The organism is Cohnella luojiensis (assembly GCF_004564235.1).
Classification (GTDB): Bacteria; Bacillota; Bacilli; order Paenibacillales; family Paenibacillaceae; genus Cohnella; species Cohnella luojiensis.
Genome location: NZ_SOMN01000080.1, coordinates 1 through 1,977 on the forward strand (window position 1 = coordinate 1; position 1,977 = coordinate 1,977).

At 51.2% G+C, this 1,977-nt stretch carries 1 protein-coding gene; it reads left to right on the forward strand.

What is annotated here, in order from left to right:
- The first annotated feature begins 529 nt into the window (after positions 1-529).
- A complete protein-coding gene (gene ltrA, locus E2980_RS23765; RefSeq protein WP_135154689.1) occupies positions 530-1,834 on the forward strand; it encodes a group II intron reverse transcriptase/maturase in 1,305 nt (434 codons plus the stop codon).
- The last annotated feature ends 143 nt before the right edge of the window (positions 1,835-1,977 follow it).

A 1,977-nucleotide genomic window follows, 5' to 3' on the forward strand; every position in this document is an offset into this window, starting at 1 on the left:
GCGCGCCTAGTCAAGCTAGGCACAACTAGCCGGTGAAAGTCCGGTCGAGGTAAGAGCCAAGTCGCCTCGTAGCTGACGGGCAACTGGTGGAGAGATCCTAAGGTTGAAGCCCCGTGACAAAGTAACTCCTGTGGGAGTGCGAGCAAACCAACAGGCCGTAACATGAAGTGAATCCTGCCGCATCGTCAAAAAAGACCTACAAAGGACAAGAGAGAGCCGAGCCCCGGAGTTATGGGTGAAGGCCATGGAACGCGCGAAGCACTTGGAAACGCAGCGCGGAAGAACTCTCCGGTGTAAGGGGAACGGCATGCTGAGAAAGTTGTGTCTGGAACTAGGGAGACCCTCCCCCGCACGGCGGATGCCGTAAAGAGCAACCCTATAAGCCCTAAAGGCGAAGTGGCAAGCTGCGGGAAGGGAGTCGGAGGGGGCCATAGTACCTGCGAAGTGAGGACAACAAAACCTCATGGAGGGAAGGGCGGCGAAAGCCAATACCCTACTTTGTTCAACGTACCGGAGGAGGTAAGAGTCAGTGAATGCATATAAACCTGCTAACTACGCCAAAGAAAAAGCTCGACAACTCCATAACGTACTATACCTTGCAGCCAAGGAAAATCCGAGGCGGCGATTTCATGCGCTGTACGACAAAGTGCACCGCGGCGACATTCTTTGGGAAGCATGGAAACGGGTTAAATCGAACGGCGGAAGCGGTGGCGTGGATGGCATGACCATCGACAACATTGTCAAAGAAATCGGCGAAGAGCGATTCGTTAACGAAATCCAAAAGACGATCCAAAATGGTGAATACCAACCGCTGCCAGCAAGGCGCAAAGAGATACCCAAAGCAGACGGCAAGATGCGTCCGCTCGGCATCCCAGCCATACGGGACAGAGTCGTCCAAATGGCGACGAAAATGGTCATTGAGCCGATATTTGAAGCGGACTTCAAGGATTGCTCATACGGCTTTAGGCCAAAGCGGAATCAGCACGGCGCGATTAAACACATTCGCAAAGCGGTAAAGAAGGGCGTCTACTGGGTCGTTGACATCGATATTCGCGGCTACTTTGACAACATCGCACATGACAAGCTGATGCAACTGGTCGAACAGCGCATCAGCGACCGTCGCGTGCTGAAATTGATACGCCAGTGGCTGAAGGCAGGATTCGTGAAAGATGATCAGTTTCACGAAACCGAACTCGGCAGTCCGCAGGGCGGCGTCATCAGTCCACTTCTTTCGAATCTGTACTTGAACTACCTGGATACGATTTGGGAGAAGAAGTTCGCGGACACGGGAACGCTGGTGCGGTTCGCCGATGACCTTGTTATCCTTTGCAAAACCAAAGAACAAGCACTAAAGGCGATAGATGTCCTCAAAGCGGTATTCGGAAAGCTGGAACTAACGATGAATAAGGAGAAGTCCAAGCTCATCAACCTGTGGGATGATAAGCAGGGCTTCGACTTTTTGGGGATGCACCACCGGAAAATACCGAAGAAACTGAAAGGGAATAAAACGGTTTCCATCCTTCGTAGCTACCCGTCCAAGAAAGCGATGAAGAGCATGAGACAGAAGGTAAAGGAAGTAACCGAGCCTAGGAATCGCCTGTATTGGACGATGAACAAAATGGTGGAAGAACTGAACCCTAAGATACAAGGGTGGAAGAACTACTACGGTCTCGACGTCTTTGCCGACAAATTCCTGAACAAAATCGACTGGTACATCCGCAAGCGCATCACGCTGTTCTGGAACAAGAAGCACAAACGTCGGAATAAACACGGCAAGTCCAAGCTAGCTGCAATGGCGGCACAATTCGCGGGACTTAAGAAACTCGCCAGTTAAGGAAAGTACCGTAAAGCTGAAGGAAGAAGAACATCGGAAAGCCGGATGAGGGAAAACCTCACGTCCGGTTTGATGAAGGGGGAGCTGGAAAAGTAAATGGAGGGCTTTCGCCCTCCAAAGAAATTTCAGTTTTCTACTCTACT